This window comes from Flavobacterium sp. 22659 (genome assembly GCF_052044235.1).
Taxonomy (GTDB): domain Bacteria; phylum Bacteroidota; class Bacteroidia; order Flavobacteriales; family Flavobacteriaceae; genus Flavobacterium; species Flavobacterium johnsoniae.
The window spans coordinates 178,624-202,004 of the sequence record NZ_JBQEMU010000001.1; the positions used below are offsets into that span (position 1 = coordinate 178,624).

Below are 23,381 nucleotides of genomic sequence, written 5' to 3' on the forward strand. Positions count from 1 at the left end.
ATTTGAAAAGACTTTTTTTTTACTCTTATCTCAAAATCTTTTAAAGCATAAATTAATCCCTAACGATTATCATTCCCGATTAAAACATACACAGGTTAAAAACAAAAAACTCTGGAGATTAATATATCCTCAGAGTTTTTTTTTATTTTAAAATATCTGTAAATTATTACTTCTCCATATTAATATAAGCAGGATAAGATTCGCGATTTGGCAGAATAAATTCTTCGTCATAAGGCTGTATCCCTTCCCCATTATTATAATCAGCAACTCGTTTTGTTCCATTTGCGGTGCTTCCGCCTGTACCATTAATAACATTTTGAATATTTCCTGAACCGGCAAAACGAGTAATACACATTTTTTCCAGTTTCACATTTGGGCTGTTTGGTGCTTCAAATCCGTTTTTCTTGTTTACATTTCCATCCGTTCCTGTAAAAACGGCGTAAGATCCCATTCCTATAGTATGATGTTCTTTTACAGTATTAGCAACTTTAAATGCTGCATAGCCGTCAACTCTCCCTCCTTGACTGCTCCAGCTTGCCTGATTTGGTGCATCATATGGAGGTTCATTTTGAAAGAAATACGTTCTGCCGCGTTCTCCAAGCCACAATACTTCATATTCCTGATAATGTTCAGTAAAAAGAGCATAAAGCGTAACATCATTACCCGTTACAATAAGTCCGTTTTTACATCTGTCTCTCTGCCAGCGTGCATCGCCGCCTTTCTGCGAACCATGATCAGCACGCCATAACCAGAAATGATCTCCCACAACATTACTACTGTTAATCTGCATAGAAGCCTGTATCTGGATATTTTTAGACTGAACTCCTCCTACTCTGCAAGTAATATCTGCAAGCAAAATAGGATCTGCTGCATGATCTGCATTTGCGCCTTCGTTACCAATTCTAATTTGATACGTTGTACTATTAAACGAATCCATAAGAAGTCCGGCAACAATAACTCCGTCTTTATCATCAGCATAAATACATCCCCATATATTTTTTTCGGCTGGCTCCAAAGTTACCGAAGCGATTCCAGCTCCTAAAAGTATGGCATCTTTTCTATTTACCTGAATAGGAGCATTTAACGCATAATGTCCCGGAGTAAAAAATATATTCTTACCAGCTTTTAACGCATTATTAATTTCTACATCAGTATCACCTTCTTTAGCGACATACCATTTCGTAAGCAAATCCTGAACCTGACCTGTGCCCATATCTTTCGACGACCACGAAACTCCTGCTCTGTCTTTTTGCCAAGCCGGAACAAAGACTTTGTATTCTCCATCGTTATCTATAAAAAGAAAAGGTTTTTCTCTAATAATAGGCGTAGTTGGAACTGGCGAATTAGCATTATCTGCCTGAGGAGGGTTAACACATCCCTGCCAAACCATATTATAAGAACCACCCATAGCTCCTGAGCCCGAAGGAAAAACAGTATTTCTAGTGTACCATTGCTGTTGTCCACCCCAGTTGGGTCTTGATGATGTATAATGCGTATCGGCGATAAAGCCTCCGCTTCCCCAAAAATTGGTATTTCCAACATCTGAAATATATTTCGAAGTGCTGTCAATCAATAATCTTCGTGCGCTGGTTGACTGCGAAACCGTCCATGCAAAATCTCGCATTACTTCTACATTTTCTACAGAACGCCAAAAAGTACAAGTAGCATTTGCGCCTCCGGAAAGATGAGGCCTTGTAAAGATAGAACCTAATTTAACATCCGAAGGCACTTTGCCTAAACCTCCAATGTGAGAGTAAAATCCCAGCTCTATTGAATTTGCTTCTGCTCCTGATGCTGAACCCGAACCACCAGAATCGTAAGTCTGGCCTTTCACGTTTGCTTTGAAATAATAAGCCTGACGTTTGGTTGTCCACTCACCGTTGGCTCCGCCTAAACCAATAGATTCAAACTGCGAATTAATTTCTTTTCGTGCCGTTTCAGCTTTCTCATATTTTCTATCATAGAAATACATATTGTCTCCAAAAATCTGATTTTCAAGCGAAATTATTATGAATTCAGATCCACGAGTAATCTTATAATAATTTTCATATTTATCTGCATTTGGGTTATTATCGGTAAATTCCAATTTAGAAGTTGAGCCAACCGAAACAAAATCTGATGCCAGACGGCTGCCTCCTCTTGTAATTATATAATTTCCTGAAGCACCAAAAGCAGACCAGGATAAGGTTATACTATGCTTTTTTTTGTTGTAAACAATTTTTCGTTCTGTTGTACTTTCCTGTTTTTTTTCATTAGACGGATAAGATGAAATAAAACTGTATAAAGTCAGCATAAACAAAAATGCCGTAAATACTGAAATCGCTTTTTTAGTCATAAGAATGTTCATTTTTGTGGTTTGATAGTTTGTAATAATAGTACTTTTAAAGAAGCCCAAAATAGCAATAATCTCCAACCTAAAAGTCCGTTTTTGGTTCCAATTTTCTTATCAAAAACTATACAAAGCCTCAATTTTGGCTTTTTACAACATAAATAAACCGTCTGCTATATGTTGATTCTTTTCTAATAGATTTTTTTTGCCCTTTTACAAAAATTAGAAAATGAAAAAGATAATACTATCTATGGCTTTAGCCGTTTCCTCTACAGTTCTTTCACAAAAAGCACCTGCTTCTGCAAATACCGATGTAGTAAATGAAGAACAGAATTTTTACAAAAAAGATGCTCATGCTTCCTATTATCACGACAAATTTAATGGCAGAAAAACAGCCAGCGGAAGAAAATTCAACAACAACGACCTGACTGCCGCACATAAAACGTTTCCCTTTGGCACGATGCTGAAAGTTACAAATGAAGCAAACAACAAATTTGTAATTGTAGAAGTTACAGACAGAGGTCCTTTTGTTAAAGGAAGAGAAATTGATTTAAGCAAAAGGGCATTTATGAGTATTGCTTCTAACAAAAAAAGCGGTGTAGTTTATGTGACTATAGAAATTTTAAAATAAGTTCTTTTATTCAGTCCAAAATCAGATTCGTCTCTTTTTACAGAAGGAACATCAGGCAAATTGACCAAAATTTAATTGATAATTCTATTCATAACTAAATTTATTTTGTTCCGAAGACCCATGAAACCACGATTAAACAAAGTTTCATAAATGTTAACAAAATAGATTTTCAAAAACCATAAATAATTGTATTTTTACGGTTCAAAATTCAGAAAATAAATGGGCAAAATCATTGCTATTGCTAATCAAAAAGGAGGCGTTGGAAAGACTACTACATCAGTAAATCTTGCGGCCTCATTAGGTGTTTTAGAGAAAAAAGTATTATTGATCGACGCTGATCCACAGGCCAATGCTACATCTGGTCTTGGAATAGACGTAGAAACAGTTGAAGTTGGAACTTATCAAATTCTAGAACATACTGTTACACCAAAAGAAGCCATTTTAAAATGTACATCTCCAAATGTTGACGTGATACCAGCTCACATTGACCTTGTTGCGATCGAAATTGAATTGGTTGACAAAGAAAACCGTGAGTACATGCTTAAAAAAGCATTAGAAGAAGCAAAAGAAGAATATGATTATATCATTATCGACTGTGCACCATCTCTAGGATTGTTAACCCTGAATGCTTTAACAGCTGCAGATTCTGTAGTTATTCCTATTCAGTGTGAGTATTTCGCACTTGAGGGATTAGGAAAACTATTGAACACTATTAAGAGTATTCAAAAAATACACAACCCGGATCTTGACATTGAAGGTTTATTATTAACAATGTACGATTCAAGATTACGTTTATCTAATCAGGTTGTAGAAGAGGTTCAAAAACACTTTAACGATATGGTTTTTGATACCGTAATTCAGCGAAATGTAAAATTGAGTGAGGCTCCGAGTTTTGGAGAAAGTATCATTAATTATGATGCTACAAGCAAAGGTGCCGTAAACTATATTAATTTAGCTCAAGAAATTATAAAGAAAAACAGTAAATAGTTTTTATGACAAAAGCAATTAAAAAACAAGCCTTAGGAAGAGGATTATCAGCATTATTAAAGGATCCGGAAAACGACATTAAATCAGTAGAAGACAAAAATGCTGATAAGGTTGTTGGAAATATTATTGAGCTTGAAATAAGTGCTATCGAAATAAATCCGTTTCAGCCTAGAAGCAATTTTAATGAAGAATCATTACGCGAATTAGCCACTTCTATTAAAGAACTTGGTGTAATTCAACCTATTACTGTTCGAAAATTAGATTTCAACAAATACCAGTTAATCTCAGGAGAGCGTCGTTTACGTGCTTCAACTTTAATTGGTTTAACTCATGTTCCGGCTTACATTCGTATTGCTAACGATAATGAGTCATTAGTTATGGCATTAGTTGAAAACATTCAGCGTCATGACTTAGATCCAATCGAGATCGCTCTTTCTTACCAGCGTTTAATTGACGAAATTCAATTAACACAAGAACAAATGAGCGAGCGAGTTGGAAAAAAACGTTCAACTATTTCTAACTATTTACGTCTTTTAAAATTAGATCCGATTATCCAGACTGGTATTCGCGACGGTTTTATCAGTATGGGACATGGCCGTGCCATCATTAATATAGAAGATCTAGATGTACAGACTGATATTTACCAAAAAATCGTAAGCCAGAACTTATCAGTTCGTGAAACCGAAGCTTTAGTTAAAAACTATCACGAAGGCCAGCAGCCAAAAGAAGAAGGAGAAGGAAAAGTTAAACCTGATTCTGCATTTATAGTTAGAGAAACACAAAAAAACACTTTCAATGATTATTTTGGTTCGAAAGTTGATATAAAAGTTGCTGGTAACGGAAAAGGAAAAATTACGATTCCATTTAATTCTGAAGCCGATTTTAACAGAATCATAAAATTAATAAACGGATAGTGAATAAAATTGTCCCCATAAGTTTATTGTTCTTTCTCTTAGGAACCGTCTCTCTTTTTGCCCAGGTAAAAGAAGAAACGGTTTTGGTCGCTAAAGACAGTATTGCGTTAGAAGAAATAGACCCGCTGACACCAGCAAAAGCAGCCTTTTACTCTGCTATTTTACCCGGCTTAGGCCAAGCTTATAATAAAAAATACTGGAAAATTCCTTTAGTTTACGGAGCTATTGGTACAAGTTTATACTTCTATATAGACAACAACAATAAATATCGTGATTACAGAAACGCCTACAAACGAAGATTAGAAGGCTATAATGACGATAAATACCAATATCTGGATGAAAGCCGTCTTGTTGCAGGACAAAAATTTTACCAGAGAAACAGAGACCTTTCTGCTTTATTTGTTGTTGGATTTTACGTTTTAAACATCATCGATGCCAATGTTGATGCTGCTTTAATTCAATTTAACGTAAACGAAAGACTATCGATGCGTCCGGAAATTTATCCCAACGATGTAACATTTAAACCAAATGTTGGACTAACTTTTAATTATCGCTTTTAAACAGCTTTCTGTTTAAAACAATCACAAATACATACAAAATGAAAATTGCGCTTTTAGGATACGGAAAAATGGGTAAAGTAATCGAAAGAATTGCTTTAGAAAGAGGTCATGAAATAGTTTTAAAGAAAGATGAATTCAATACTTATGACGGACTTTCAACTGCCGATGTTGCCATTGATTTCAGCGTTCCCTCTGCAGCAGTAAGCAACATTTCTGCATCTTTTAATGCTAATGTACCAGTGGTATCAGGCACAACAGGATGGCTGGAACATTACGACGAAATGATTGCACTTTGCAATGAGAAAAAAGGCGGATTTATCTCAAGTTCAAATTTTAGTCTTGGAGTAAATATTTTCTTTGGATTAAATGAATATTTAGCCAAAATCATGAATCAATTTGATTCTTACAAAGTTTCAATGGAGGAAATTCACCACGTGCATAAACTAGATGCGCCAAGCGGTACTGCAATTTCTCTGGCACAAGGTGTTATTCAAAACAGTAATTATGCAGAATGGACTTTAGAAGAAGCAAAAAGCAATCAAATTCACATTGAAGCTAAAAGAATTGGTGAAGTTCCGGGTACACATACCGTAAATTACGATTCAGTTATCGACAGTATCGAAATTAAACATACTGCTCATAATCGTGAAGGTTTTGCCCTTGGTGCCGTTATTGCAGCAGAATGGCTTGCAGGGAAACAAGGAATTTTCACAATGAAAGACGTATTAAATCTACAATAAACAGAATAAAATTTTGGATTAAACAAAACCTCAATCCTTAATTTGAAACTTAAAATACAATATTATGACACTTTACTCTTGGTTCGTATTTTTTCTGGCTGTTCAAATAATTCATTTTGCGGGTACATGGAAACTGTATCTGGCAGCAGGAAGAAAAAGCTGGGAAGCAGCAATTCCGGTATATAATTCAATCGTATTGATGAAAATCATCAGTCGCCCAACTTGGTGGACTTTACTGCTTTTCATTCCAATTATTAATTTAATTATGTTTCCGGTTGTCTGGGTTGAAACACTTAGAACCTTTGGGAAAAAATCGACTGTAGATACACTTTTAGGAATTTTTACACTTGGTTTTTACATCTATTATGTAAACTATACTCAAAAATTAGAGTACAATGCCAACAGAAAATTAACTCCGGAAAACAAAACAGCTGACACTGTAAGTTCGCTTCTTTTTGCCATTATCGTAGCAACTTTAGTTCACACTTACGTAATTCAGCCTTATACGATTCCAACTTCTTCATTAGAAAAATCACTTTTAATTGGTGACTTCTTGTTTGTAAGTAAATTAAATTATGGTCCAAGAGTACCAATGACAACTGTTGCACTGCCAATGGTTCATGACTCTATCCCGTTAACAAAAAGAAAATCATACTTAAGCTGGCCGCAGCTGCCTTATTTTAGACTTCCGGCTTTCGAAAAAATAAAACGAAATGATATTGTGGTTTTTAACTGGCCGGTAGATACAGTACATTATTTCTACGAGCCAAAAGGAAGACCGGGTGTTATAAAACCAATCGACAAAAAGTCAAACTACGTAAAAAGATGTGTTGGTATTCCAGGTGACAGTTTATCCATTAAAGACGGCTTTGTTTTCATTAACGGCAAAAAATTGGTTTTGCCTGAAAGAGCAAAACCTCAATATTCTTATTCTGTAGCTTTAGATGGGAAAACTTCAATAGATTTCGAATCTTTATTTAAAGAATTAGACATTACTGATCCGGCAGGTTTTAGAACAGAAAAAAGAGATACTCTTTATTTTAGAGCATTAACCGAAGCAGGTGCAGAACGTTTAAAAAACACTCCGGGCGTTACCGCTGTAAAAAGAGAAATTGACCACGGAAACGACAATGCTATTTTCCCTCACATTAACAAATGGAGTCAGGATAATTTTGGTCCGATTTATATTCCGGAAGCAGGAAAAACAGTTGCTTTAACAAATGAATCTCTGCCATTTTACAAAGAAATCATTACTAATTATGAAGGAAACACTTTAGAATTACAAGGCTCTAAATTCCTAATTAATGGTAAAGAAACGAACACATACACCTTCAAACAAAACTATTATTGGATGATGGGAGACAACCGCCATAACTCTGAAGACAGCCGTTACTGGGGTTATGTACCGGAAAACCATATCGTAGGTAAGCCTGTTTTCATCTGGATGAGCTGGGATACAAACGGAAAAGGTATCAACAAAATTCGCTGGAGCAGAGTATTTACAACAGTTGACGGCGAAGGTCAGCCGCAATCTTACTTTAAATATTTCTTAATCATTCTAGCTCTTTACTTCGTTGGAGAATTTTTCTGGAAAAAAAGAAAACAAAATAAAGCATAAAAAACGTTAATTCGTTAAACTGGTAAATCGTTTAATCGTTTCACAAAAAGAACGATTAAACGATTTACCGATTAAACTAGAACCGCAATGAACTCTTTAATACTTCCCACCTATTTTCCGTCAATCAGCCACTTTGCAGTTATGGCTCAATCTGAAAATATAACTTTTGAGATGGAAGATAATTTTCAGAAACAGACCAATAGAAACCGTACTTATATCTATAGTCCAAACGGAATTCAATTATTAAACATACCGGTTAAACACTCTAAAGCGGCACATCAAAAAACGAAAGATATTTTAATCGAAAACGAATTTGACTGGCAGAAACAGCATTTTAAGTCATTAGAAGCCGCATATAGAAGTTCTCCTTTCTTTGAGTACTTTGAAGATGATATCGTTCCTATTTTCGAGAAAAAACATAACTTTTTGATGGATCTTAATTTTGAAGTTCTGGACACAGTAACAAAATGTCTTAGAATGAAATTGGAGTTTGGAAAAACAACCGAATATTTCCACGAAGTTGAAAACATTTCTGATTTCAGACATTTAGCAAACGGAAAAAAAGACCAGAATTCATTCGAAAAATACACCCAGGTTTTTGATGACAAACACGGGTTTATCAACAACTTGAGTGTTTTGGATTTACTTTTTAATGAAGGCAAATTTGCAATGGATTATTTAAAAACCCAAAAAATAATCTAAAACTGATCTATTGAAAGCCTTGTCATTATAGGATAATGATCTGAGTTTTCAAAATCAGGAAAGCTTTCAAATTGTTTTACCTTCATTTTAGTGTCGGTAAAAATATAGTCAATCCTTGCAGGATAATATTTAAACTTATACGTTGCTCCAAAGCCTTCTCCGGCCTCTTCAAAAGCATCTTTAAGTTTTCCTTTAATATTTCTGTAAACGTATGAAAACGGGCTGTTATTCATGTCTCCGCAAATAATAATAGGGTATTTGCACTTTTTTATATGCTCTTTAAAAATTTCTGCCTGCTCTTGCTGCTGCGTAAATCCTTTACTGATTCTGGCATAAATACGCTGTGATTTCTTTTGGTTCACATTATCAATATCATCAGAAATCTCACTTACATCCGGAGATATTTTAATAGACTGCAGGTGCATATTATAAACACGAATAATATCCTTTCCACGTTTAATATCGGCATACACCACATTATTATCTGATTTAGGAAAAACAATTTTTCCTTCATCGATAATAGGGAATTTTGAGAAAATAGCCTGACCTGTTTTTATTTGTTTCCCATCAATAAAAATGTAACGATGCGGATATACTTTTAAATCCAAATGTGCAGAGTTTGAATATTCCTGAATACACAAAATATCCGGGTCTTTTTCATCTATAAATCCTTTTATATTTTCGGGAATATCATCGCGGTCGAGCCATTTAAAAACATTAAACAAGCGGACATTATAACTCATTACCGAAAAGTCTTTTTCGTCTTTACTATATTCTTTTGCAGAAAATTTATAAAACTTACTGATAAAGGTAATTCCGGTTAACAAAACCAAACCAGATAAAATAAGACGTTTTTTAAACTGAATTGCCCAATAAACAAAGAACAACCCATTAGCAACAAAAAAAGCCGGCATAAACAGCGTAAGCACCGATAAAAGCGGAAAACTCTTAGGTGCTAGAAAGGGCAGAATATAGACGCTGAATGTAAGCACAGTCAGCACTATATTCAAAAAGAACATTATTTTATTAAACCACGAAAGGTTTTTCATAGTATTCTGCTAAGGATTATTTTCCAGCTTTAAACAAAAACTCTTTTTCTTCTTTTGTCAGGCAGTCATAACCAGACTGACTGATCTTATCCAAAATCTCATCGATTTGCTGCTGTGTTTTGTCTTTTGTGACAATTTTTGATGTTGTTTTCTCAGTAGGCTTTTTATAATTCTTATGAACTGTTTTAAATGGAGTCGTTGGTGATTTTCTAAAAAGATTAGCAAAAAAATCTAATATTCTGGTAATTACAGTACTTAAATCTGTTCCGTTTTGAAGCAGTTTAATAAAGATAAACCCAAAAAAAGCACCGGCTAAATGAGAAATATGACCTCCCATATTATCCAAACGAAACTGCATTAGATCTAAAACTAAAATTACACCTGTAATATGCCAAAGCTTTACATTGCCAAACAAAAACAATCGAACATTCATTAAAGGCTGATAAGTCGTTGCCGCAACTAAAATTGCCATTATAGCAGCTGACGCCCCGACTATTGATGCCGAAGTTCCTAAAACATAAAAACTCAAAGCAAATACAATTCCCGAAAAAATGGCTCCTAAAATGTACAATCCTAAATATTGTTTCTGCGAAAAAAATGTCAGGAACAAATTACTGGCAAAGTTTAAAACCAGCATATTAAACAACAAATGCATAAATCCGAAATGAAAAAATGCATACGTTAAAAACGTCCACGGTTTAAACATAAAAACCTGAGGATCTGAAGACAGAGCCAGCCAGTTTGGAAAAGCAAAACTTCCGTTAGAAAATTGATAGAAAAAAACTAAAGAGATGAGAAAACAAGCGATATTCCAATAAATAACACGCAAAGCGATACCGCCTAATTTATATTGAAGTTTTAAATCGTCAAGGATATTCATAAAGTCTTCTTTTGGTTTCTTAAAGTTAATCAATTAAAGTTAAAAATTAATTCCAACGATTGTTGTTAAACTGATTTTTTTTCCAGTACCACATAATCATAAATCCAAAAAAAGCACCGCCAATGTGAGCATAATGAGCAATTCCGGAATCGATGCCCATTAAAGAACTTCCGAAGATTCCAAAAAATCCATCAAACAACAGCATATAAATTGGCACAAAATATTTAGCCTTAATTGGAATTGGAATAAACATAATTCCAAGTTCTGCATTTGGGAACATAAAAGTAAATGCGACAAGCAATCCGTAAATAGCTCCAGATGCTCCAACAACAGTTCCTAAATATGCATTCATGAAATGTTTAAACTCTGAAACCGTCAAAATTTGCTGCCATCTTGTATCAATTTTTCCATCATTCAGTAAATTCAAAATATCTGCTTTGTGATATCCGTTAGCCAGCAGAATATTTAAACTGTCCTGATAGAAATAATAATTTACTGCAAAATTTACCAAAGCAGCTCCTAGTCCGCATGAAATATAGAAGAATAAAAATTTCTTCCCGCCCCAGAAATGCTCTAATGTTGATCCAAACGAATAAAGTGCAAACATATTAAATGCGATGTGAGCAAAACCGCCGTGCATAAACATGTGCGTAATAGGCTGCCAAACTTTAAATCCAGGATTTTCCGGAAAAAACAGCGCCAGATATTCGGAAGAAACCGGCACTAACTGAGCACCAATGAAAACTATTATATTAATTATAAGCAGTTGTTTTACAACTGGAGTCATATTCATCATAAGGCAAATTTTTTATCTATATCTTCAACACGCATAGTGATAAAGGTAGGTTTTTGAAAAGGTGAAATATTAGGATCTTTACAAGCAAACAAACCGTTTACCAGATTATCTTGTTCTTTCTCGGTTAAATAAGATCCGGTTTTAACCGCTAAACTTTTGGCCATCGATTTGGCAATAGTATCGTTCTGACTATAACTGCTTGCAGGAATTCCGTCTTGCAAATCGCTCAACAACTGTTCTATTACCAAAGAAACTTCGCTTTCGGTAATATTTACCGGAATTCCGGAAATTACAACATGATCTGTTTGTGCTTCTTCAAACACAAATCCGGTTGTTTCCAACGAAGGTTTTAATTCTTCGATCAATTTCATTTCTGAAGAAGAATAAAATAAATCCAGCGGAAACAGCAATTGCTGGCTCGAAGCCTGATTTACGGTCATGTTCAGCAAAAACTGCTCATATAAAATACGCTGATGCGCACGATGCTGATCAACGATTACCATTCCGGATTTTATTGGCGAAACAATATATTTTTTATGTATCTGATACGTTTTTTGACTCGCCTGTTCTACTTCATCATCATTAAATAAAGAAGAAGTTACTTCTTCATTTTCAAATATAAAAGGCGAACTTTCGATAGTTTCCGGATTTTCAGTATCCAAGCCCACATATAAACTTTCCCAGCTTACAGTTGGCTCTACCCTTTTTGAATATCCAGAATAAGACGAACCTGAACCTGATCCGGAAGACGAAGAAGATCCTGAACTATAACCAGAACCTGAACCCGCTTTTGTATAATGCTGATTGGTTTTATCGTCTGTAAAAGGATTAAAAGTTCCGTCTACCTGAATTGTCGGTACTTCTGCTTCTACATCTTTATAGTGATACGGTGTATCTAAATTCGAATCTCTGTCAAAATCTAAAACAGGAGCTACATTAAACTGTCCTAAACTATGTTTAATTGACGCTCTTAAAATGGCATATAAAGCCTGTTCATCATCAAACTTAATTTCTGTTTTAGTTGGATGAATGTTAATATCGATTGTATTTGGCGGTACTTGTAAATACAAGAAATAACTCGGCTGTGAACCATCTTTTAAAAGTCCGTCGTAAGCAGCCATAACAGCATGATGTAAATAACCGCTTTTTATAAAACGATCGTTTACAAAAAAGAACTGTTCTCCCCTGTTTTTCTTAGCGAATTCGGGTTTACAAACAAATCCCTGTATGCTGATAATTTCTGTATCTTCATTTACAGGAACCAGTTTTTCATTGGTTTTACCCGACATAATCCCCACAATTCGCTGACGGTATCCTGCAGCGGGAAGATTGTACAATTCGCTTCCGTTATGATAAAAGCTGAAGTGAATATTGGGATGCGCCAAAGCTACACGCTGAAACTCATCCATTACATGACGAAATTCAACCGTATCCGACTTTAAAAAGTTACGACGCGCCGGAATATTAAAGAATAGGTTTTTAACGGCAAATGATGTTCCTTTTGGCAGAACTGCCACTTCCTGCGAAACAAACTTACTTCCTTCAATTACAATATGAGTTCCTAATTCATCCTGTTCTTGTTTGGTTTTCATTTCCATGTGTGCAATCGCAGCGATAGAAGCCAAAGCTTCCCCGCGAAAACCTTTTGTTCCCAATGAAAACAAATCTTCGGCCTGACGAATTTTTGAAGTCGCATGACGTGCAAAACACAAACGTGCATCAGTAACCGTCATTCCTACTCCGTTATCAATAACCTGAACTAAGGATTTGCCGGCATCTTTTATAATCAATTTGATATCAGTTGCTTTTGCATCAACAGCATTTTCTAACAGCTCTTTTACAACAGAAGCTGGTCTTTGGACCACTTCTCCTGCAGCAATCTGGTTAGCAACGTGATCAGGAAGTAATTGAATAATACTCGACATTAAGCAAAAATAATTTTAAGGTTTAGGGTTTAAATTAAAAACCAAGAAGCACAAATTTAGTAAATTTCTACTGGCTTTTTGAATATCAGCAATCATAAAAAAAACAAAAAACCTATACTATTATGACACAGTATAGGTTTTAATATTTTAAAACAAATGTGTTTTATTCTTTCTCGATTTTTATAGGTGTTTCTTCAATTTGAAGTGCACCAGAAGATAATAAAGGCTGGTTAAACGGATGAGAAATAGAAGCCTGCTGGCGAATATAAGCCATTTTAATTGCAGCAATTGCCGCTTCGGTTCCTTTGTTACCATGAACACCGCCGCTTCTGTCAATTGACTGCTGCATGTTATTATCTGTTAAAACGCAAAAGATAACCGGAATATCAGTTTGAACATTCAAATCTTTTATTCCCTGAGTTACACCTTCGCATACAAAATCAAAATGTTTTGTTTCTCCCTGAATTACGCATCCAATAACAATAACTGCATCTACATTTTGTGTCTGCAGCATTTTTTTTGCACCGTAAATCAATTCAAAACTACCTGGAACATTCCAACGGATAATTTGCTGTGCAGGAACATCACAATCAATTAAGGCTTCAAAAGCGCCATTGTAAAGTCCTTCTGTTATAACATCATTCCACTCAGAAACAACAATCCCAAATCGAAAGTCTTTCGCATTTGGGATCGTGTTTTTATCGTATTCTGATAAATTTTTATTTTCAGTAGCCATCTGTATATTTTAGATTTTAAGTTTCAGACTGTAAAAATACGAATCTAAAATCTAAATTCTTAACTCTAAAATTATAAATTATTGCGCTAATCCAATCAATGCCTCAACAGAAGCAGCTTCTGGAGCAGCATCGAAATTATCTTTAATATTATTTAAATATTTTAAAGCGTCTTCTTTCTGTCCTAAAGCCAAAGCAGTTTTAGCAGCTTTTAACAAGAAACGAGGTGTAGTAAAATCGTTTTTGTTTGACTCAGCAGCTTTTACATAATAATCTAAAGCTTCTTTTTGGTTGTTTTTTTGAGAGTAAGCATCTCCAATAGCACCTTTTGCTAAAGCGCCTAAAATCATATCTTCAGATTTAAATTCGCCTAAATACTTAATAGCATCGTCAAATTTACCTGTATTTAAATATGCCATACCAGCATAGTAATTTGCTAAATTTCCAGCATCAGTTCCAGAATATTCGTCAGCAATTTTCACAAATCCAAATTTACCTTCAGATCCGTTTAATGCTAATTTGTATAATGAATCACTTGCTACACCGTCAACAGCTTTTTGAAAGTTTTGCTGTGCAACAAACATTTCGTTTGCCGCTTCGTCTTGTTTAGGAGTTTCAATAAATTTTTGGTAAGCCAAATAACCAATAGTAGCAACTGCAATACCAGCAACTAAACCAATAATGATTTTTTGATTTTTAGCAACCCAATCCTCAGTTCTTGAAGCAGTTTCATCTAATTTAGAAAAAACACCAGCAGTTGTGCTGTCTTTTTCATCAATTACCACCTGTTGTTCTTCAGTTACTTCTTTAACTTCCTTCTCTTTTGGTGCTTTATATCCTCTTTTATTGTAAGTAGCCATTTAAAATTAATTTAGTGAACGGCAAAAATAAAATTTTTCTTGAAACTGAGGCAAAAAAAATCAAAATTATCACTATTTTAAAAAAAATATTTTCAATAAAGCTAAGTCCTTTCACATCAGTATCAAAATAAATCAACTTGAAACATCCTAAAAGCCCTTTATATCGATAAAATTAGATAATTTTACATCCTTAATTTTACTGGTATAAAACAGTAAATTTTCTTTTTAGAGTCTCAAAATGCATTTAAACAAACTTTCTTTATTCAATTATAAAAATTTCTCTGAAGCCAGTTTTGATTTCGACATCAAAATCAACTGCTTTGTAGGCAAAAACGGAATTGGAAAAACCAATGTTCTCGATGCTATTTATCATTTAGCTTACGGAAAAAGTTATTTTAATCCGCTTGCCGTGCAAAACATCAAACACGGAGAAGAGTTTTTTGTAATTGATGCTGAATTAGAAAAAAATGACAGAACAGAGCAAATTGTCTGCAGTTTAAAAAAAGGACAAAAGAAGGCTTTAAAGAGAAACGGAAAAGCATACGATAAATTTTCTGATCATATCGGGTTCATTCCGCTTGTAATTATTTCTCCGGCAGACCGCGATTTAATTGTAGAAGGAAGCGAAACACGCCGTAAATTTATGGACAGTGTTATATCGCAGTTAGACTCGACATATCTCCATCAGCTTATTCAATATCAAAAAGTAATTGTACAGCGAAATGCTCTTTTAAAATATTTTGCACTCAACCATACTTTCGACAACGACACCTTATCTATATACAATGAGCAGTTAAATGAATTTGGAAAATCGATTTTTGAAAAAAGAAAAGAGTTTCTCGAAGAATTCATACCTATATTTAATGTACACCATCAGGCCATAACAGGTTCAGAAGAATCGGTGCAATTGGTTTACGAAAGTCATTTGTTTGAAAAAGATTTATTAACGCTTTTACAGGAAAACATAAATAAGGACAGAGCGCTGCATTACACAAGTTCAGGAATCCATAAAGATGATTTGTCTTTTGAAATTGATTCGCATCCTATAAAAAAATTCGGATCGCAGGGACAGCAAAAATCGTTTTTGATTGCCTTGAAACTGGCTCAGTTTGAATTTTTGAAAAAACAAAGCGGCGTAAAACCCATTTTATTATTTGATGATATTTTTGACAAACTGGATGAAACCCGCGTTGCTAAAATTGTTGAAATGGTGAACAGCGAAACTTTTGGACAGCTTTTTATTTCAGACACACATCCGGAACGAACCGAAGCGATTGTAAAATCGACACACCAAACGTATAAGATATTCAATTTATAAAGTTTTTTTTGCCACGAATTACACGAATTTACGCGAATTATTTTTGCCACAGATTGCAAGGATTAAAATGATTCAATCTGTGTAAATCTTTTAATCTGTGGCAAAATAAGAAAATAAATTAGTGTAAATTCGTGTAATTCGTGGCAAACTAAAAAAACGAATTAAAAAAAAAGTAACTGCAATCAAAAAACACAGAATATGTTAACGAAAGAATCATTGCAATTTTTAGACGATTTAAAAAAGAACAATAATAGAGACTGGTTTCAGGATAACAAAAAACGTTATGAAGTCTTCAAAAAAGATTACCATCAATTGGTAAGTGATTTTCTGGATGCTATGAAACCTCTTGATCCTTCATTAGAATTGCTGGAAGTTAAAAATTGTACTTTTAGAATTAATCGTGATATTCGATTTTCAAAAGACAAATCTCCCTATAAAGCACATTTGGGCGTTTGGATGTCAACTGGTGCAAAAGGCGCAAATCGTGCAGGATATTATGTTCACATTGAAAAAGGCGCCAGTTTTATCGCCGGCGGATTTTACTCTCCTGACCCTGAAGATTTAAAAAAAGTCCGCAAAGAAATTGCTTTTTTCTACGATGATCTGCAAGAAATATTAAACGACAAAAACTTTAAAAAAGAATTTGGAAGTTTAGATATCAACGAAAACAACTCACTAAAAAGCATGCCTCGCGGTTACGAAAAAGATCATCCGGCAATTGAGTTTTTAAAATTGAAGAGTTTTACAGCTACTCAAAAATATGATATTTCCGAAGTTACTCAGAAAGACTTCGTTTCTAAAGTGAGTAAAAAACTGATTGCTCTAAAACCTTTAAACGAATTTATAAACCGCGCTTTAGAAACTGAGGAATTTTAGTTTTATTTGCCACAGATTTAACGGATCCTCTCAGATTAATTTTTGCAGCAGCAAAATCCTTTTAATCTTTTTAATCTGTGGCAAAAAACAATACTTAAATGAAAAGAAAAATACTTTTTCTTGGAGAATCTTACCGCGCTGACGCTATAACCTGGATGAAAGGTTTGAAAGAATTTGGCGATTTTGAAATTATCACCTGGGAACTTCAAACGCCAAACAATTCAAAACTTAACAGATTCAAACGTATTTTAGAATATTTCTTCTCTCCTGTTTCTATTAGAAAAATTATTAGAAACCAAAAACCAGATATGGTTATTGCAGAAAGAACTACAAGTTACGGCTTTCTTGCTGCTTTATCCGGTTCTAAAACTATTGCCATTGCACAGCAAGGCCGAACTGATTTATGGCCGGAAGGTTCTGTTTTATACCCTTTTAAGAAATTCATTCAGAAATATGCTTTCAAAAAAGCACATTTAATTCATGCGTGGGGGCCAGTTATGACAATTCATATGAAAGCAATCGGCGTTGATATGAGTAAGGTTTTGGTCGTTCCAAAAGGAATTGATTTGTCGCTTTTTACTCCTTCAACCAACAATTCAAATAAAATTGAAGCGATTGTAACACGTTCTTTACAGCCGGAATACCGCCATGATTCTATTTTAAAAGCTTTCGGAATTTTACATCAAAAAGGAATCGATTTTTCGCTTACAATTGTTGGAGATGGAACCAGATTGCAGTATTTAAAAGATTTAGCCAAAGAACTGCAAATCGATAACAAAGTAACCTTTACAGGAAGAATCCCAAATACAGAACTTCCAAAACTATTACAGCAATCCAATATCTATATCAGCATGCCAATTACCGAAGGCGTTTCGGCATCATTATTTGAAGCAATGGCTTGTAATTGTTACCCTGTTGTTTCTGATATTCCCGGAAACCAGAGCTGGATTACACATCGTGAAAACGGACAATTAATTGAAATTGACAATATCGAAATGCTCGCCAATGAATTGATCTGGTCATTTGAAAATGCTGAGTCCAGAAATCAGGCTATTTTAAGAAATAGAAAGTTTGTTGAGAAAAATGCGAATTATGATACTAATATGAAGGTTATTGCTGATCGATATCATGAGTTGTTGGATTCTCGAAATAACTAACCTAAAATTCAGCCACAGATTATTAGATTAAACAGTTTTTAACCAATCGTTCTAATCTTTGCAAATCTGCGGTAAAAAAACCATCGTAACTTTTTTTCAATCTCAACGACATATTATTAAAAATGAATTATCTAATTTAATTCTTAAATAATATGAGCAATAGAAGAAACTGGTTAAAACAAATAGGTTTAGGCGCAATCGGATTAAGCTTTACTCAATTTGAAACATTTGCAAATCCGTCAGCAGAAAACTATGTTTCTTTAGATTTAAATAAATCTCCCATATTATTACGATCAAATGAAAATCCGTATGGTCCTTCTCCACTCGCCCGCACTGCCATGCAAAAAAGCGTCAACAGCAGTAATCGATACGGCTGGGATCTTTCAGGAGAATTGATATCTCTTATTGCAAAAAAGAACAGTGTTTCAGACAACAATATACTATTAGGTGCCGGTTCAACAGAAATCTTAGATTTAGTTCTTCAATATACCGCTTTAAAAAAGGGAAATTTTATACTTGTCGAAACAACCTTTAACTATTGGACATTTCCTTTTGAGAAATTAGGACTCAAAAAAATTACGGTTCCGTTAACCGCAGATAAAAAACATGATTTAACAGCAATGTTAAAAGCAATTGATTCAGATACAAAAATGATTTACATCTGCAATCCTAATAATCCAACGGGCACAATCTGTAATTACGAGCAACTGGTTGCTTTTGTAAAAGAAGTACCTAAAAATATAATTGTTTTTGTTGACGAAGCTTATCTTGATTTCACGAAAGAAAAATCTCTGAGCGGTCTTGTAATAGAAAACCAAAATTTAATTATCACTAAAACTTTTTCAAAAATGTACGGTTTAGCCGGCGCGCGAATTGGTTATGCCATTGCTGCTGCATCAACAATTGACGAACTCAGCGCTTTAAAATCGTCTCCTAATTTATCTGTCAGTTCAGTATCAACAGCCGCTGCTCTAGCCTCATTAAATGACGATAAATTTATTCAGCAAGTGCAAACTGCAAATGAGGAAGTCAAAAAATATACTATCGAGCAGCTTACCAAACTAAATTTAACCTGCATTCCTTCTCAAGCCAATTTTATCTATTTTTCTCTAGACAACTACAAAAAAGATTACTTTAAACAATTAGAGAATAACAACATACAGGGAACTAAAATCTACGAAGAAAACGGAAAATGGACCAGAATTACAATTGGTACTATGAAAGAAATGCAGCAATTTATTGAAGCTGTAAAATAAAGATTCTAAAAACCCGGTCGAAGATTAGGATTTAACCCATTTCAACATTTTTTTTTAAGCTGTGCTAATCTGCAGCAGAAAAACTTAGCTGACTTTGCAAACTTTATGTCTTTGCGGTAAAACCAAAAATTATAATCCTTACTTTTGAACCCAGATTAAAAAGCTTTTATATATGGAAATCCAATCCAATTTTTCTTTAAAAAATTACAACACTTTTGGTATCGAAGCCAAAGCCAAACAATTCATAGCAGTACATTCTGTTGAAGAATTGAAAACCATTTTAAAAGAAAATAAAAACGAAAAAAAGTTCATTCTTGGCGGCGGAAGCAATATGCTTTTGACCAAAGATATAGACGCATTGGTTATTCATATTGATTTAAAAGGCAAAGAAATAATTAAAGAAGACGATGATTTTGTCTGGGTAGAAAGTCAGGCAGGCGAAACGTGGCATGATTTCGTTCTTTGGACAATCGATAATAATTTTGGCGGATTAGAAAATATGTCTCTAATTCCCGGAAATGTAGGCACAACACCTGTTCAGAACATTGGCGCTTATGGAACTGAAATTAAAGACACTTTCGTTTCCTGCAACGCCATAAACATCGAAACTCAGGAAACTAAAACTTTCACTAATGCTGAATGTAATTTTGGATATCGCGAAAGCATTTTTAAAAATGAAGTAAAAGATCAGTTTATTATCACTTCGGTTATTTATAAATTGACAAAACGCAATCATAAAATTAATACATCGTATGGCGATATTTTGGCTGAGTTAGCTAAAAACAACATTTCAGAACCAACTCTAAAAGATGTAAGCAATGCTGTAATTGCGATTAGACAAAGTAAACTTCCGGATCCGAAAGAACTGGGAAACAGCGGCAGTTTCTTTAAAAACCCAATTTTATTGAAATCTGATTTCGAGCAAATCCACAAAAAATTCCCTGAAATGAAATTTTACGAAGTTTCAGAAACCGAAGTAAAAGTTCCTGCTGGATGGCTTATCGAGCAAGCTGGTTTTAAAGGAAAACGTTTTGGCGATGCCGGAGTTCATAAAAACCAGGCTTTGGTTTTGGTTAATTATGGAAATGCTACAGGTCAGGAAATATTGAATGTTTCAAAAGAAGTTCAAAAAACTGTTTTTGAAACCTTCGGAATTAAGATTGAAGCCGAAGTGAATGTAATTTAAAAATATCTTTTAATAATTTATCATTTTTTATTCTGCATAATGACAGAAGACATTTCCATAAAAATAATAAACCCGGATGATGAAAAAGCAGCTCCAATTCTCGAAGAATTGTCTGCAAATCTCTATCTTCGTTTTGGAAGTGACGGCAGAAATTCGTTTACAGACTGGCAGAACAATAATGCAAAATTTGTATTTGTCGCAGCAGAATTAAACAATGAAATTATAGGATGCGGTGCAATAAGACCAATTGAAGGAAATATTGGCGAGGTAAAACGAATGTATTCAAAGTTTCGGGGAAAGAAAATCGGGCAGACTATTCTGGCATTTCTGGAAAAAGAAGCAAAGAAAATTGGCTTTACCGAATTAGTTTTAGAAACCAGAGTAAAAAATGTCGAAGCCGTAGAATTTTACAAAAAACAACAATACAATATAATTCCAAATTATGGAAAATATATTGACAGACCAGAGGCAATTTGTTTTGGGAAGTCTTTGATATAAAAACAAGAAAATGTACACACCAGATTTATACAAAAATGAAAATCAGGAAGAAATCAGAACATTTTTAAAAGAAAATAGTTTTGGAATCCTGATTAATCAAACCAACGGGAAATTATACGCCACGCATATTCCAATGGAATTAGGAATTAATGCTGAGGGAAAAGAAATTCTGGAAGGTCATATCTCTAAACTCAATCCGCAGGCTGAAGGTTTTGCAGCAAACGATCAGGTTTTAGCCGTTTTTTCCGGTCCGCATAGTTACATTTCGTCCTCCTGGTACGACCATGAAAATGTGCCTACCTGGAATTACATAGCCGTACATGTTTACGGAAGAATCAAAATAGTTGATTACGATACCTCTGTAGACCAGCTCAAAAAATTAGTTGACAAATACGAAGCAAATTCTGCAAATCCGGTTCGTGTTGAAAATTTATCAGATAAAACAATGCGCGAAGCTAGAGGAATTTTTGGTCTTGAAATTGAAATTGATGAGATTCAGGCCACTAAAAAACTTTCTCAAAACCGCGACGATCATAATTATAAAAACATAATTTCAGAATTAGAGAAAACCGAAAACCCTCAGTCTATTGCTGTTGCAAAAGAAATGTCAAAATGCCGAAAGTAAATTGGCATTAAACATTGAAAATTAGGAATTCATAACTACATTTGTTCTCGCAAAAATTCAAGTACTAACAGACATTAAAACTATATGCTTATAACTTTATTTTACTTCTTTATTGCTGTTGTTTTTATTCAACTTTTCTACTATTTAGGAATTTTTGGAAAGTTTGCTTTTGCTAAACCTCAAGAAGTTACACCAAAAAACATTCCGGTTTCTGTAATTGTCTGCGCAAAAAATGAAGAAGAAAATGTAAAGAAATTTGTTCCGTTATTAGCCGAACAAAATTATCCTGATTTTGAAATTGTTTTAATTGACGATGCTTCAAGCGACGAAACTTTGGAAGTTTTTGAAGAGTTTGAGCAAAAATACCCAAACATTCGTCTGGTTAAAGTTGAAAACAACGAAGCCTTTTGGGGAAATAAAAAATACGCATTGACACTGGGAATTAAGGCTGCCAAAAAAGAATACCTTTTATTTACAGATGCTGATTGTTATCCAACATCAAAAGACTGGATTACTTCTATGACTTCTCAATTTACAGAAAGTAAAACTATTGTTTTAGGATATGGAGGTTACGAAAAAAGAGAGCGTTCTTTTTTAAACAAAATAATTCGTTTTGAAACTGTTTTAACAGCAGTTCAATATTTTTCATGGGCAAAAGCAGGACTTCCGTACATGGGAGTGGGACGTAATTTAGCCTATAAAAAAGAAGAGTTTTTTAATGTAAATGGTTTTATCGATCATATTCAGGTTCGTTCAGGCGATGATGATTTATTTATAAATCAGGCAGCTAATAAATCAAACACTACGATATCGTATAATCCGGAAAGTTTTACATATTCAAATCCAAAAGAATCTTTTAAAGATTGGTTTACTCAAAAAAGAAGACATATTTCTACAGCAGAACATTATAAGTTTTTTGATAAATTTCAATTAGGACTTTTCTTCTGTTCACAATTATTTTTCTTTTTATCAGTTATTGTTTTACTGGCTTTTCAATTTCAATGGATTGCTGTTGTGGCTATTTTGGCAACGAGATACACAGTAGTTTGGACTGTAATTGGATTTTCTGCCGGAAAATTAAAGGAAAAAGATATTAAAATCTGGTTTCCTATTGTAGAGATAGCGCTTATATTAACGCAAATTAATATCTTTATAACTAATATTTTTTCAAAACCTGTATATTGGAAATAAATTCTAAAATAGAAAAAGCAAAAAAAGGTGACCAGGTCGCCTTTACTTTTTTATTAGATTATTTCTGGAATGAAGTTTACAGCTTTATGCTTAAACGTACAGAAAATGAAACCACTGCTGAAGACGTTACGATAGAAACTTTTTCTAAGGCTTTTGACAAAATAGCTTCGTACAATCCCGAATTTCAGTTTAATACCTGGCTTATTGCCATCGCAAAAAATGTATATATTGATTTACTGCGTAAAAAGAAAACCAGCCTTTTTATCGAAATCACTGATACAGAAGACCAGCAGGCATATAATATTGCCGACACTACTCCATCTGCAGAAGATGCATTAATTAAAGAGCAAAATCTATCTCGTTTGCTTTTATGCATTAAAGAATTAAAGCCCCATTATCAGGAAGTAATCCAGCTTCGCTACTTTCAGGAATTGTCTTATCAGGAAATTGCTGACAAGATTGACGAACCTTTAAGTAATGTTAAAGTAAAAATACTACGCGCTAAAAAATTGTTAGCAGAAATCATCAATCGTAATAGATAATTTATTA

Annotated in this window: 23 protein-coding genes; 16 read left to right on the forward strand and 7 right to left on the reverse strand. The window is 34.0% G+C overall.

Annotated features, from left to right (window positions below; genetic code table 11):
- Nucleotides 1–166 precede the first annotated feature (166 nt).
- The gene (locus ACTJIW_RS00905; RefSeq protein ID WP_440715363.1) at nucleotides 167–2,335 is read right to left on the reverse strand and encodes a hypothetical protein; all 2,169 of its coding nucleotides are present in this window, start codon (nucleotides 2,333–2,335) and stop codon (nucleotides 167–169) included.
- 223 nt (nucleotides 2,336–2,558) lie between these two features.
- Between ACTJIW_RS00905 and ACTJIW_RS00910 the strand changes: the two genes are divergently transcribed.
- The 7 genes from ACTJIW_RS00910 to ACTJIW_RS00940 all read left to right on the forward strand — a co-directional run bounded on the left by ACTJIW_RS00910 (nucleotide 2,559) and on the right by ACTJIW_RS00940 (nucleotide 8,481).
- Nucleotides 2,559–2,960, forward strand: coding sequence for a septal ring lytic transglycosylase RlpA family protein (locus tag ACTJIW_RS00910; RefSeq protein WP_274251307.1), 402 nt, complete (start codon nucleotides 2,559–2,561; stop codon nucleotides 2,958–2,960).
- Nucleotides 2,961–3,179: 219 nt separating this feature from the next.
- Complete coding sequence (locus tag ACTJIW_RS00915; protein WP_121360213.1) at nucleotides 3,180–3,947, forward strand: ParA family protein; 768 nt, start codon at nucleotides 3,180–3,182, stop codon at nucleotides 3,945–3,947.
- 5 nt (nucleotides 3,948–3,952) lie between these two features.
- Nucleotides 3,953–4,861, forward strand: a complete 909-nt coding sequence (locus ACTJIW_RS00920) for a ParB/RepB/Spo0J family partition protein (protein ID WP_440715362.1) — start codon at nucleotides 3,953–3,955, stop codon at nucleotides 4,859–4,861.
- Entirely contained in the window at nucleotides 4,861–5,421 is a 561-nt protein-coding gene (locus tag ACTJIW_RS00925; protein WP_012022312.1) for a DUF5683 domain-containing protein, read from the forward strand. Before ACTJIW_RS00920 ends, ACTJIW_RS00925 begins: the two co-directional genes overlap by 1 nt.
- A gap of 38 nt (nucleotides 5,422–5,459) precedes the next feature.
- Nucleotides 5,460–6,161 (forward strand): 4-hydroxy-tetrahydrodipicolinate reductase, encoded by a 702-nt coding sequence (gene dapB, locus ACTJIW_RS00930; RefSeq protein WP_012022313.1) that lies wholly within the window; start codon nucleotides 5,460–5,462, stop codon nucleotides 6,159–6,161.
- Between the two features lie 64 nt (nucleotides 6,162–6,225).
- Complete coding sequence (gene lepB / locus ACTJIW_RS00935) at nucleotides 6,226–7,779, forward strand: signal peptidase I (RefSeq protein ID WP_121360211.1); 1,554 nt, start codon at nucleotides 6,226–6,228, stop codon at nucleotides 7,777–7,779.
- Nucleotides 7,780–7,866: 87 nt separating this feature from the next.
- A complete protein-coding gene (locus tag ACTJIW_RS00940; protein ID WP_012022315.1) occupies nucleotides 7,867–8,481 on the forward strand; it encodes a WbqC family protein in 615 nt (204 codons plus the stop codon).
- On the opposite strand, the gene ACTJIW_RS00945 is transcribed toward ACTJIW_RS00940, so the two are convergent.
- From ACTJIW_RS00945 to ACTJIW_RS00970, 6 genes are all read right to left on the reverse strand, one after another.
- Nucleotides 8,478–9,530 (reverse strand): endonuclease/exonuclease/phosphatase family protein, encoded by a 1,053-nt coding sequence (locus ACTJIW_RS00945; RefSeq protein ID WP_183044554.1) that lies wholly within the window; start codon nucleotides 9,528–9,530, stop codon nucleotides 8,478–8,480. The two genes, ACTJIW_RS00940 and ACTJIW_RS00945, sit on opposite strands and share 4 nt — an antisense overlap.
- A 16-nt stretch (nucleotides 9,531–9,546) precedes the next feature.
- Nucleotides 9,547–10,410, reverse strand: coding sequence for a rhomboid family intramembrane serine protease (locus ACTJIW_RS00950; RefSeq protein ID WP_012022317.1), 864 nt, complete (start codon nucleotides 10,408–10,410; stop codon nucleotides 9,547–9,549).
- Between the two features lie 46 nt (nucleotides 10,411–10,456).
- The gene (locus tag ACTJIW_RS00955; protein ID WP_440715361.1) at nucleotides 10,457–11,206 is read right to left on the reverse strand and encodes a rhomboid family intramembrane serine protease; all 750 of its coding nucleotides are present in this window, start codon (nucleotides 11,204–11,206) and stop codon (nucleotides 10,457–10,459) included.
- On the reverse strand, nucleotides 11,203–13,131 hold the full coding sequence (mutL, locus tag ACTJIW_RS00960; RefSeq protein ID WP_121360208.1) for a DNA mismatch repair endonuclease MutL: 1,929 nt from the start codon (nucleotides 13,129–13,131) through the stop codon (nucleotides 11,203–11,205). The genes ACTJIW_RS00955 and mutL overlap by 4 nt, the downstream gene beginning before the upstream one ends.
- Before the next feature lie 163 nt (nucleotides 13,132–13,294).
- Nucleotides 13,295–13,867 (reverse strand): 6,7-dimethyl-8-ribityllumazine synthase, encoded by a 573-nt coding sequence (ribH, locus tag ACTJIW_RS00965; protein WP_012022320.1) that lies wholly within the window; start codon nucleotides 13,865–13,867, stop codon nucleotides 13,295–13,297.
- A gap of 78 nt (nucleotides 13,868–13,945) precedes the next feature.
- Nucleotides 13,946–14,725, reverse strand: a complete 780-nt coding sequence (locus tag ACTJIW_RS00970; RefSeq protein ID WP_012022321.1) for a tetratricopeptide repeat protein — start codon at nucleotides 14,723–14,725, stop codon at nucleotides 13,946–13,948.
- Between the two features lie 238 nt (nucleotides 14,726–14,963).
- Between ACTJIW_RS00970 and recF the strand changes: the two genes are divergently transcribed.
- The 9 genes from recF to ACTJIW_RS01015 all read left to right on the forward strand — a co-directional run bounded on the left by recF (nucleotide 14,964) and on the right by ACTJIW_RS01015 (nucleotide 23,374).
- Nucleotides 14,964–16,043, forward strand: a complete 1,080-nt coding sequence (gene recF / locus ACTJIW_RS00975; RefSeq protein ID WP_440715360.1) for a DNA replication/repair protein RecF — start codon at nucleotides 14,964–14,966, stop codon at nucleotides 16,041–16,043.
- Nucleotides 16,044–16,241: 198 nt separating this feature from the next.
- The gene (locus ACTJIW_RS00980; RefSeq protein WP_440715359.1) at nucleotides 16,242–16,919 is read left to right on the forward strand and encodes a DUF2461 domain-containing protein; all 678 of its coding nucleotides are present in this window, start codon (nucleotides 16,242–16,244) and stop codon (nucleotides 16,917–16,919) included.
- A gap of 98 nt (nucleotides 16,920–17,017) precedes the next feature.
- A complete protein-coding gene (locus ACTJIW_RS00985) occupies nucleotides 17,018–18,076 on the forward strand; it encodes a glycosyltransferase (protein ID WP_440715358.1) in 1,059 nt (352 codons plus the stop codon).
- A gap of 152 nt (nucleotides 18,077–18,228) precedes the next feature.
- The gene (locus ACTJIW_RS00990) at nucleotides 18,229–19,332 is read left to right on the forward strand and encodes a pyridoxal phosphate-dependent aminotransferase (protein WP_440715357.1); all 1,104 of its coding nucleotides are present in this window, start codon (nucleotides 18,229–18,231) and stop codon (nucleotides 19,330–19,332) included.
- 172 nt (nucleotides 19,333–19,504) lie between these two features.
- Nucleotides 19,505–20,518 carry a UDP-N-acetylmuramate dehydrogenase gene (gene murB, locus ACTJIW_RS00995; protein ID WP_012022326.1) on the forward strand — a complete coding sequence of 338 codons (1,014 nt, stop codon included), beginning with the start codon at nucleotides 19,505–19,507 and terminating at the stop codon, nucleotides 20,516–20,518.
- A gap of 39 nt (nucleotides 20,519–20,557) precedes the next feature.
- Nucleotides 20,558–21,016: a GNAT family N-acetyltransferase gene (locus tag ACTJIW_RS01000; RefSeq protein WP_440715356.1), complete on the forward strand. Its 459-nt coding sequence runs from the start codon at nucleotides 20,558–20,560 to the stop codon at nucleotides 21,014–21,016.
- 10 nt (nucleotides 21,017–21,026) lie between these two features.
- Nucleotides 21,027–21,641: an FMN-binding negative transcriptional regulator gene (locus tag ACTJIW_RS01005; protein ID WP_012022328.1), complete on the forward strand. Its 615-nt coding sequence runs from the start codon at nucleotides 21,027–21,029 to the stop codon at nucleotides 21,639–21,641.
- Nucleotides 21,642–21,725: 84 nt separating this feature from the next.
- Complete coding sequence (locus tag ACTJIW_RS01010) at nucleotides 21,726–22,832, forward strand: glycosyltransferase (protein WP_012022329.1); 1,107 nt, start codon at nucleotides 21,726–21,728, stop codon at nucleotides 22,830–22,832.
- Nucleotides 22,823–23,374, forward strand: a complete 552-nt coding sequence (locus ACTJIW_RS01015; RefSeq protein ID WP_012022330.1) for an RNA polymerase sigma factor — start codon at nucleotides 22,823–22,825, stop codon at nucleotides 23,372–23,374. Before ACTJIW_RS01010 ends, ACTJIW_RS01015 begins: the two co-directional genes overlap by 10 nt.
- The last annotated feature ends 7 nt before the right edge of the window (nucleotides 23,375–23,381 follow it).

Coding starts and splice junctions, on each gene's coding strand:
- ACTJIW_RS00905 (WP_440715363.1), bottom strand. CDS start 2,335: ATGACTAAAAAAGCGATTTCAGTATTTACGGCATTTTTGTTTATGCTG.
- ACTJIW_RS00910 (WP_274251307.1), top strand. CDS start 2,559: ATGAAAAAGATAATACTATCTATGGCTTTAGCCGTTTCCTCTACAGTT.
- ACTJIW_RS00915 (WP_121360213.1), top strand. CDS start 3,180: ATGGGCAAAATCATTGCTATTGCTAATCAAAAAGGAGGCGTTGGAAAG.
- ACTJIW_RS00920 (WP_440715362.1), top strand. CDS start 3,953: ATGACAAAAGCAATTAAAAAACAAGCCTTAGGAAGAGGATTATCAGCA.
- dapB (WP_012022313.1), top strand. CDS start 5,460: ATGAAAATTGCGCTTTTAGGATACGGAAAAATGGGTAAAGTAATCGAA.
- lepB (WP_121360211.1), top strand. CDS start 6,226: ATGACACTTTACTCTTGGTTCGTATTTTTTCTGGCTGTTCAAATAATT.
- ACTJIW_RS00940 (WP_012022315.1), top strand. CDS start 7,867: ATGAACTCTTTAATACTTCCCACCTATTTTCCGTCAATCAGCCACTTT.
- ACTJIW_RS00945 (WP_183044554.1), bottom strand. CDS start 9,530: ATGAAAAACCTTTCGTGGTTTAATAAAATAATGTTCTTTTTGAATATA.
- ACTJIW_RS00950 (WP_012022317.1), bottom strand. CDS start 10,410: ATGAATATCCTTGACGATTTAAAACTTCAATATAAATTAGGCGGTATC.
- ACTJIW_RS00955 (WP_440715361.1), bottom strand. CDS start 11,206: ATGATGAATATGACTCCAGTTGTAAAACAACTGCTTATAATTAATATA.
- mutL (WP_121360208.1), bottom strand. CDS start 13,131: ATGTCGAGTATTATTCAATTACTTCCTGATCACGTTGCTAACCAGATT.
- ribH (WP_012022320.1), bottom strand. CDS start 13,867: ATGGCTACTGAAAATAAAAATTTATCAGAATACGATAAAAACACGATC.
- ACTJIW_RS00970 (WP_012022321.1), bottom strand. CDS start 14,725: ATGGCTACTTACAATAAAAGAGGATATAAAGCACCAAAAGAGAAGGAA.
- recF (WP_440715360.1), top strand. CDS start 14,964: ATGCATTTAAACAAACTTTCTTTATTCAATTATAAAAATTTCTCTGAA.
- ACTJIW_RS00980 (WP_440715359.1), top strand. CDS start 16,242: ATGTTAACGAAAGAATCATTGCAATTTTTAGACGATTTAAAAAAGAAC.
- ACTJIW_RS00985 (WP_440715358.1), top strand. CDS start 17,018: ATGAAAAGAAAAATACTTTTTCTTGGAGAATCTTACCGCGCTGACGCT.
- ACTJIW_RS00990 (WP_440715357.1), top strand. CDS start 18,229: ATGAGCAATAGAAGAAACTGGTTAAAACAAATAGGTTTAGGCGCAATC.
- murB (WP_012022326.1), top strand. CDS start 19,505: ATGGAAATCCAATCCAATTTTTCTTTAAAAAATTACAACACTTTTGGT.
- ACTJIW_RS01000 (WP_440715356.1), top strand. CDS start 20,558: ATGACAGAAGACATTTCCATAAAAATAATAAACCCGGATGATGAAAAA.
- ACTJIW_RS01005 (WP_012022328.1), top strand. CDS start 21,027: ATGTACACACCAGATTTATACAAAAATGAAAATCAGGAAGAAATCAGA.
- ACTJIW_RS01010 (WP_012022329.1), top strand. CDS start 21,726: ATGCTTATAACTTTATTTTACTTCTTTATTGCTGTTGTTTTTATTCAA.